The organism is Paracoccus sp. J39, from assembly GCF_000518925.1.
GTDB lineage: Bacteria > Pseudomonadota > Alphaproteobacteria > Rhodobacterales > Rhodobacteraceae > Paracoccus.
On record NZ_JAEN01000020.1, the window covers coordinates 77065 to 85819 of the forward strand.

The window sequence follows — 8755 nt, forward strand, 5'->3', positions numbered from 1 at the left end:
TGCAAGGCCATGCGCCGCGTGTCTTTTCCTGCATCACGCAAGTGGCATGCCAAAGGGAGGGGCGTGGAGGGCGGCCTGGGATCGCCGCCCGCTGCGCCGATCAGGGCTGGCCCAGCTCGGCAGGCAACCGATAGGCGCGCACCGCCGTCCCCGCGAACATGTCGCGCCGCTCATCCGCCGAATAGCCGGCGGTGATGCGCTTGAAGGTATTCCACAGCGCGCGATAGGACACGCCCGCCTTGTCCACCGGGAAGTTGCTCTCGAAGATCACCCGCGACGGGCCGAAGGGCTCGATGCAGGCCTCGACCAGCGGCTTCCAGGCTTCGGCCATCTCTTCGGAAGTCGGCGGCAGGTCGCGGTCGATGAAGTCGAAGCCGCCGTGGCGCATGCCGATCGAGCCGATCTTGATATGGGTGTTCGGCCGATTCGCCAGCTCGCGCATCGCTGCGGTCCATTCCTGGAACACCTCGTCCTTGCGCGCCTTGTAGGGGCCCTTCATGGTCCGGCCGGCCATGTGGTTGATGATGAACGGCGTGTCCGGGAAGGCATCCACCAGGTCGATCAGCTCGGGAAGCTGCGGGTGATAACACCAGGCGTCGAAGGTCAGGCCCAACGGCCCCAGCTTGGCAAACCCCTCGCGGAAGGTCGGATGCGCCATCAGCCGCGCCTCAGGCGGTTGGCGCAGGGTGTTCACCTCGGGGCTGGCGTCCCAGGCGGTCATGAAGCGGACGCCGCGATAGCGGTCGGGGGCGCGGGCGATCGAGGCGGCCAGCACCTCCTCGACGGCGGCGCCCAGCATCAGGTTGGCGGTGCCGACGATGCCCGCGCACATCCGCAGCCGGCCATAGCGGCCGCTGGCATAGGCGGCGCCGACGCCGTTGGCGAATTCCACCTCGCCCAGGCAGGCCAGGTTCGCGTCGGCGGCGTCGGCATTGTACATCGACTTCGCCTCGATGAAGACCGAGCCGCGGACGTTATGGCCCGATTCCTCGATCTCGCGCTGAAAATCCGGGGCGAGGTAGTGGATATAGTCGTTGTCCCAAAGGTGGTGATGGGCATCGACGATGGGCAGATCCGGGTCCAGAACCTCCTCGGTCCGCTGCGCCAGCCATTCGACGTCCACCCAGTGATGCGGAGGCATGCCTCGTTTCATGTCTTTTTCCTTTCGCTGCCGAAGACCGCGACGGTCCCCGTATTCCTGTTCGCGGCTAGGACACCGGCCTAGGGGCAGGTGTCCTCGAGAATCATCGCGGCGCATTTCTCGCCGATCATCATGCAGGGGGCGCTGGTATTGCCCGAGGTGATGGTCGGCATGATCGAGGCGTCGGCGACCCGCAGCCCCTCGATGCCGCGCACCCGCAGCCGCTCGTCCACCACGGCCATGTCATCGACGCCCATGCGGCAGGTGCCGACCATGTGATGGGTGATCTGCCCGGTCTCGCGCACCGCCTCGATGATTTCCTCGTCGGTCCGGACCGAGGGGCCGGGCATCATTTCCTCGGCGATGGTCTCGGACAGGGGCGGCGTGGCTAGCACCTCGCGCACCTTGCGGAAGCCGCCGATCAGCACCTGACGGTCGTTCTCGGTCTCGAGGAAGCGGAAATCAATCTTGGGTGGATCGCCGGGATCGGCCGAGCGGATGTGGACCGAGCCGGTGCTTTCCGTCCGCATCGGATGAACATACATGAAGAAGCCGTCGGTCTTGGACATCTTGCGGCTGCGGCCCTCGACCTGGGTCATCTCGGTCAGGAAAGGCGCGATGACCATCATGTAATCAGGGTTTTCCACGTCGGGCCGAGACTTGCCGAACACCCGCAGCGTCGCCATGCCCTGCGACGGCAGGCCCTTGCGGAACAGCACGTATTTCAGCACCTCCAAGGCCAGGCCCAGGCCGCGGCCCTTCCTGGTCAGCGAGATGCCGGGGCGATTGAACCGCCATTTCATCACCGCGCCGAAATGATCGCGCAGGTTCTCGCCCACGCCGCGCAGCTCATGCACCGGCTGGATGCCGTGTTCGCGCAGGATGTCGGGATTGCCGATGCCCGACAGTTCCAGCAGCTTGGGCGTGTTCGCCGCCCCGCAGGACACGATGACCTCGCGGCTGGCACGCGCCTCCTGCGGCTTGCCGTCGACGGTGTAGCGCACGCCGACGCAGCGCTTTCCCTCCAGGATCAGGCTGGTCGCCTCGGCATTGCGCTGGATAGTCAGCGTGCCGGCGCGGCGCGCGGGCTCCAGATACTGGGTGGCGGTGCTGTGGCGCAGCCCGCGCTTCACGGCCTGCTGCGACATGGCGATGCCATATTGGGTCTCGCCGCTGTAATCCGGGTTTTCCGGGATGCCGGCCTTGACCGCGGATTGGATGAACAGATCGAAGAAGGGTGAGACCTTGGCAGCCTGGTTGACATGGATCGGGCCCGTGCGGCCGCGGAATTCGTCCTTGCCGAGACTGGTGCTTTCCATCTTCTTGTAGAAGGGCAGCACGTCGGCATAGCTCCATCCCCGGCAGCCCATCTGGGCCCAGGTGTCATAGTCGATGGGCTGGCCGCGGTTGTAGACGGTGCCGTTGATCGCGCTGGAGCCACCGAGGATCTTGCCGCGCGGCACGAAGATGCGGCGGTTGCCATGCGTCTCGTTCGGCTCGGACTGGTAGCGCCAGTTCACCTTGGGATTGTCGACCATGAATCCGCCGCCCGAGGGCGAGAGGCTCCAGAAATAATGCGCGCCCTCGCTGCCTGCCTCGAGGCACAGGACACGATACTTGCCACCTTCGCTCAACCGTCCGGCGACAACGCCGCCTGCGGACCCCGAGCCAATGACTATGAAGTCATATGTCCCGCTCATGTTTACCCTCCCAGTCTCTGCGAAACTTTTCGACGGGAATCCGCACGGCTGCAATCGTCTGATTCCTGCGCCTCCTGTCATCGGTGCCTGTTCAGCAAATTCGATGCCACGGAGGCGCGGCAGCGACGAAGACGCGCCTGCCCGGTCCGCAGTGGGGGCAGGATGCGGGCGGTCGGTGGGGGCCCGGGCCGCAGGAACCTGCCCTGCCCGCCCGGCTCTGGCACGGACCTTGCTTGACCGATGCCGAAGACCGCGGCCGTGCCTCTGCCGTTCGCCGCGAGCAACCAAAAAGAACCTGAGGAGATGAAATGTCCCTGCGCAATCGTGCCGTGATCGTCGGCGTTGGAGAAAGCGATATCGGCAAGATGCCGCATATGTCGGGGCTGGGCCTGAACGCCCAGGCGGCAATGCGGGCGGTCAAGGATGCCGGGCTGAAGCATACCGACATCGACGGGTTGCTGACCGCCTATTCCTTTACCGAGCCCTATTTCATGCTCGGCTCGGTGCTGGCGGAATATCTGGGCATGCGCCCGACCTACAACGCCTCGATCGTGGTCGGCGGCGGCTCGCCCGCGGCGATGCTGCATCACGCCGCCCAGGCCATCGACAGCGGCGCCGCCAATTACGTGCTGGTCTGCGCGGGCGAGAACCGCGCCTCGGGCATGACCCGCGACGCGGCGGTTTCCGCGCTGTCAGCGGTGGGCCATCCCTATTTCGAGGCGCCCTATGGCATCGGCATCCCCTCGCTCTATGCGCTGGTGGCCCAAGCCTACATGCACAAATACGGCACCACGCGCGAGCAGATGGCGGCGGTCGCGGTCAACACCCGCAACCATGCGCTGATGCACCCGAACGCGCATATGAAGAAGCCGATCACGCTGGAGGACGTGCTGACCTCGAAGCCGATCTCTGACCCGCTGCACATGCTGGACTGCTGCCTGCTGTCCGATGCCGGCGGCGCCTTCATCGTCACCTCGCCCGAGCGCGCGGCCGACCTGCCCGGCAAGCCGATCTGGCTGGCCGGAATCGGCGAATGCCACACGCATGAGCACCTGACCTCGGCCCCCAGCCTGACGGAGTTCGGCGCCGAGGAATCCAGCCGCCGCGCCTATGACATGGCCGGGCTGGGGCCGCAGGACATGGACGTGGCAATGCTTTACGACTGCTTCAGCATCGTGCCGATCATCGAGCTGGAGGAATGCGGCTTCGTGCCGCGCGGCGAGGGCGGCGCCTTCTTTGCCGAAGGCCATGCGGCCGTGGGCGGCAAGCTGCCGATCAACACCCATGGCGGCATGCTGAGCCATGCCCATGCCGGCGCCGTCGGCGGGCTGATGAGCATCGTCGAGGCGGTGCGGCAACTGCGCGGCGAATGCGGCCAGCGCCAGGTCCCGGGCGCCGGCGCGGCCTTCGTGCATGGCGAGGGCGGGCTTTTGTCCTCGCATATCTCGATGGTGTTCACCTCGGAACGCCGCTGAGTCTCGCGGCGCAGGACATGCGCGGGTCTCGGAGCTGGCTCCGGGGCCCGCTTTCTGCTGTCAGACGCAACCCGTTTTGAAAGGATGACAATGACCGACGCCTATATCTGCGACTATATCCGCACCCCCATTGGCCGCTTCGGCGGCGCGCTTGCCAGCGTGCGGGCCGATGATCTTGCCGCCGTGCCACTGAAGGCGCTGGCGGCGCACAATGCCGGCCTTGACTGGGAGGCCGTGGACGACGTGATCTATGGCTGCGCCAACCAGGCCGGCGAGGACAATCGCAACGTCGCGCGCATGGCGGTGCTGCTGGCCGGGCTGCCGGTCCGCGTCGGCGGCACCACGGTCAACCGGCTTTGCGGCTCGGGCATGGATGCGGTCATCATGGCCGCCCGCGCCATCAAGGCCGGCGAGGCCGAGTTGATCGTCGCGGGCGGCGTCGAATCGATGTCCCGCGCCCCCTTCGTGCTGCCCAAGGCCGAGTCGGCGTTCAGCCGCAATGCCGAGATCCACGACACCACCATCGGCTGGCGCTTGGTGAATCCGCTGATGAAAGCGCAATACGGCGTGGACTCCATGCCCGAGACGGCCGAGAACGTCGCCGAGGACTTCGCCATCTCGCGCCAGGATCAGGATGCCTTCGCGCTGCGTTCGCAGACCAAGGCCGCCGCAGCGCAGGCCAACGGACGGCTGGCGCGCGAAATCACCCCGGTGACTATCCCGCAGCGCAAGGGCGATCCGAAGCTGGTCGAGCTGGACGAGCACCCGCGCGCCACCACCATCGAGGCGCTGGCCAAGCTGCCGACGCCCTTCCGAGCCGGTGGTTCGGTCACGGCCGGCAATGCCTCGGGCGTGAATGACGGGGCAGCGGCGCTGATCGTGGCCTCGGCCGAGGCGGCAAGGAAATACGGGCTGACGCCGATTGCCCGCATCTTGGGCGGCGCGGTTGCCGGGGTGCCGCCGCGGGTGATGGGGATCGGCCCGGCGCCCGCCTCGAAAAAGCTGTTGGCGCGGCTGGGGCTGACGCAGGCGGATTTCGACGTGATCGAACTGAACGAGGCCTTTGCCAGCCAGGGCCTTGCCACGTTGCGCGATCTCGGCATTGCCGATGACGACGCCCGCGTGAACCCGAACGGCGGTGCCATCGCCCTTGGCCATCCGCTGGGCATGTCGGGTGTGCGTATTGCCGGCACGGCGGCGCTGGAACTGAGCCTGAGCGGCGGCAAGCGTGCGCTTTCGACCATGTGCATCGGCGTGGGCCAGGGCATCGCCATCGCGCTGGAACGGGCCTGACGACAAGAAGCCGGCGGCCACAAGGGCCGCCGGGACATTGTCTCTTCGAATCGGCCTCCGCTGCAAGGCGGGGGCTTTTCGTTTCAGAAGGTGAATTTCACCACGCCTTGCAGGCGCGTGTTGTCAAAACTGGTGCCATCGAACTGCTCGCGCTCGCCCCATGCAACTTCCGCCGCCAGCATCAGCGGCTTGGTGGGGAAATAGCGATAGGTCAGATAGGCCGAGCTCAGCTTCTTGGTATAGGACGCATCCGCGCCGGCATAGTCGTCATAGCGCTGGAAACTATAGGCGACAGAAATATCGCTTTTCTCGCCCAGTTTCTGGGTCACGCCGGCCTTCATGGTATTGACCTTGATCGCATCTCCGTTAGCGTCGATGTCGAAAGCATATTTTCCCGCCGCGCCGACCTCGAGCCCAGCAAAGGCGGAATTACTCAGCGCTGTGGCGATGCCCTTGCCGCCCAGATACTGCAACTGCAGCTTGCCACCTTCCCAAGCTTCGAAATCGGCACCGATCGCATAGCCCAAGCCGCGCACGCTATCATTACCGGCAGTTTCCAGACTGCGGCTCATCACGCCCATGCCCAGTTTCAAGCGCCCGGTCGAATAGCCGGCAAAACCTGTCAATGCCAGGTTCGAGGCGCTACCCGGCGCGACATCCTCTTCGATTGCCGCCGAGAACCGCCAGTTTTCATTGGGCTTATAGGTAAAGCGCACCTGCGGCGTGCGGTAATAGCTGCCGCCGGCCGGCCCGTTGAAATCCTGCACGGCGCCCGGTCCCCCTTCGGCCGGAACCCAGTTCGTCCAGGTCTGACCAGCCAGCAGCGGCCCGACCTCGCCATAAGCATGACGCAGACGGAACGTACCGCCGCCGCCGCCGTAGAAATCGCCCTCGATATTGAACTTCAACGGACCGATATCGGTGTCGACGCTGCCCTTGACCCCGAGGCGGCTTTCATAGGCATGGGCCCCGGTGCTACGGTCCTTGAGGCTGGTTGCGTTCACGCCCGCCATGCCTCCGGTGGTGTTGCCGAGGTCATAATTGTTGTCGCTGATCACATCCAGCTTGGTAAAGCCGTAGAATGTCAGCTTGACACCCGGATTGGCAATTACTCCAGGAGCTGCCGCCTGCTCGGCCTCAAGCGCCGCAATACGCGCCTCCAGCGCCCGTAAGTCCTGCGCGGCAGCCGTTCCCGAGAATCCGATCCAAGCCGCCGCGCCAAGCACGGCGCCCGACAAGATCGTTCCGGTCTTCATTTTGATGTATCTCATGTTTTCCTCCCATTCGACTTGCCTGTTCCAAGCACAAGTCTCTCAATCCTAGATGCACGAAACATCCGGCCCATTCAGTGTTTGAAGATCCAATAATGAACGGCGCCAGAGCGCTCGCCCAATTTTCGAACGCCTTGCAGCGCAATCCCGCTTTCGCAAATCCCGGGCCACACGCAGCCTTGCCAAGGGGATTTTCTCGTCGGTCATAGACAGCCCACTGGTCCGGATAGATCGGAACGGTCTCCCCCACTCCGGTGTAAGATCATTCCGTAATGTAAAAGCTGCCCTCGATGATTTCCGGATCCATCTTGGAGCCCTCGACAAAGCGATTGCTGAAGTTCAGCACCTTCTCGACATCCGCATTTTCGATGCGCATGTCCTGCGGCACATAGGATTTGGCCTGTTCCCAGATGTCGGAGAACTGCTCAGGAGCAATGCCTTCGAAATACTCCTGCCGGACCTGATCCCGAACCGTGTCCGAGGTGGAATCGTCCAGCATTGCGGCGGCAGATTTCCGAATTGCAGCAACGACTTTCCTAGCTGTGTCAGGATTCTCTTGCACCCAGGCGCCATTGGTAATCGCCACGGTATAAAGGAAGTTGTCTAGGGCAGGCACCTCGCCTACCGAAAGATTGAAGGCGTAGACCGCACCAAGATCCTTGATAGCCAAGTCCGGTGAAGGCGGGGAAAGAGAGAATCCGTCAAGCACTCCCTGCTCCAACCCGACCTGATAGGTCCCAAGATCGCTTCCCATGGGCACGATGGTCAGGTCTCGGTCCGGGTTGATGCCGGCCTCATTCGCCAAGTAGCGCAAGATGTGCTCTCCCGCGCTGCCGCCAGGAGTACCGAGTCGGGCTCCTTTTAACGCTGCAAGCTTTTCCGAATATGGGCTATCGGCTTTGATTCCATGTTTCTTTGCCCAGTCCTGCGAGAATACCACCCCGGTGGTATATTGCCGCGTCATGGGCGCCAGCAGGACAATATCCACCCCCTCGTTCCTTAGGAAAAGCGAAGTGCTGGTCGCTGTCATACCGACATCGGCAGCTCGGCTTGCCACCGCCGCGGCCACCTTGCTGCCGCTCGACGTCTGGATCACTTCCACCTCAAGGCCCGCCTCGTCGAAATAGCCCATGGTAAGGCCGATCAGATAAGGCATGAAGGCCGCACTGCTGGTTGATTGAATGATCCGAACCGGCTCTTTTGGTTCTGCCGCCTGCGTGGGACCTGAAAGCAGGGTGGCAATCAGAAGCACCGCTATCTTTCTTCTTGTCAATTTCATCCTCCCATTTTTCTGTATACGATGGCTCGCAACCCGTTCGGCATCACGCATCGCTCAGCTGCTCAGCAATTCATGTGCCACCAGCAGCGATTTCCCTGCGTTTTTTGATTTCCATCTTGATTCACCACACCGACAGAAAGCGAAGTTCCCGCTATCTGGCAGGGATGTTGGTAAGCTATTCTTACCAGTGTGCGCTTAATTTACAGCTGGACTAACGGAACTTCATTGCCTTATTTCAACCAAACCCATTGCTGGCGCACTCGCGATCCATCCCAAGTCCACTTCTTTCCGCCAGACGCGCATGCTCAATCGTTGGAGCGATGTCACGGAAGCGACATGGACAGAACCTCTCAGCTTCCAGAGATCTAAGTGACTGAATATTCCCAGAATGTGAGGTAATATATGAGAATCCTCGTGCCAGTGAAGCGCGTGATCGACTACAACGTGAAGGCCCGTGTGAAGGCTGACGGGTCTGGTGTCGATCTGGCGAATGTGAAGATGTCGATGAACCCGTTCGACGAGATCGCGGTCGAGGAGGCGATCCGTCTGAAGGAGAAGGGCCAGGCCGAGGAGGTGATCGCGGTCTCGATCGGCGT

6 protein-coding genes and 1 pseudogene are annotated in these 8755 nt (G+C 63.2%); 3 read left to right on the top strand and 4 right to left on the bottom strand.

Going from position 1 to position 8755, the window contains the following annotated elements; translation table 11 throughout:
• Window positions 1-100: 100 nt before the first annotated feature.
• Both L632_RS0116935 and L632_RS0116940 read right to left on the bottom strand, forming a co-directional pair.
• Window positions 101-1153 carry an amidohydrolase gene (locus tag L632_RS0116935; protein WP_084648136.1) on the bottom strand — a complete coding sequence of 351 codons (1053 nt, stop codon included), beginning with the start codon at window positions 1151-1153 and terminating at the stop codon, window positions 101-103.
• Between the two features lie 68 nt (window positions 1154-1221).
• Window positions 1222-2841, bottom strand: a complete 1620-nt coding sequence (locus tag L632_RS0116940; protein WP_028717189.1) for a GMC family oxidoreductase — start codon at window positions 2839-2841, stop codon at window positions 1222-1224.
• 308 nt (window positions 2842-3149) lie between these two features.
• Between L632_RS0116940 and L632_RS0116945 the strand changes: the two genes are divergently transcribed.
• Complete coding sequence (locus L632_RS0116945; protein ID WP_028717190.1) at window positions 3150-4316, top strand: hypothetical protein; 1167 nt, start codon at window positions 3150-3152, stop codon at window positions 4314-4316.
• 90 nt (window positions 4317-4406) lie between these two features.
• Window positions 4407-5609 carry a 3-oxoadipyl-CoA thiolase gene (gene pcaF / locus L632_RS0116950; RefSeq protein ID WP_028717191.1) on the top strand — a complete coding sequence of 401 codons (1203 nt, stop codon included), beginning with the start codon at window positions 4407-4409 and terminating at the stop codon, window positions 5607-5609.
• Window positions 5610-5692: 83 nt separating this feature from the next.
• On the opposite strand, the gene L632_RS0116955 is transcribed toward pcaF, so the two are convergent.
• Window positions 5693-6880 (bottom strand): DcaP family trimeric outer membrane transporter, encoded by a 1188-nt coding sequence (locus L632_RS0116955; RefSeq protein WP_156933684.1) that lies wholly within the window; start codon window positions 6878-6880, stop codon window positions 5693-5695.
• 262 nt (window positions 6881-7142) lie between these two features.
• A complete protein-coding gene (locus tag L632_RS0116960; protein ID WP_084648137.1) occupies window positions 7143-8210 on the bottom strand; it encodes an ABC transporter substrate-binding protein in 1068 nt (355 codons plus the stop codon).
• A 351-nt stretch (window positions 8211-8561) separates the two neighbouring features.
• Between L632_RS0116960 and L632_RS22975 the strand changes: the two are divergent.
• Window positions 8562-8755, top strand: a pseudogene (locus L632_RS22975) (electron transfer flavoprotein subunit beta/FixA family protein); the annotation flags it as partial.

Excerpts from the sequence above, each read along its gene's own strand:
- L632_RS0116935 (WP_084648136.1), bottom strand. The coding sequence starts at position 1,153 with ATGAAACGAGGCATGCCTCCGCATCACTGGGTGGACGTCGAATGGCTG.
- L632_RS0116940 (WP_028717189.1), bottom strand. The coding sequence starts at position 2,841 with ATGAGCGGGACATATGACTTCATAGTCATTGGCTCGGGGTCCGCAGGC.
- L632_RS0116945 (WP_028717190.1), top strand. The coding sequence starts at position 3,150 with ATGTCCCTGCGCAATCGTGCCGTGATCGTCGGCGTTGGAGAAAGCGAT.
- pcaF (WP_028717191.1), top strand. The coding sequence starts at position 4,407 with ATGACCGACGCCTATATCTGCGACTATATCCGCACCCCCATTGGCCGC.
- L632_RS0116955 (WP_156933684.1), bottom strand. The coding sequence starts at position 6,880 with ATGAGATACATCAAAATGAAGACCGGAACGATCTTGTCGGGCGCCGTG.
- L632_RS0116960 (WP_084648137.1), bottom strand. The coding sequence starts at position 8,210 with ATGCGTGATGCCGAACGGGTTGCGAGCCATCGTATACAGAAAAATGGG.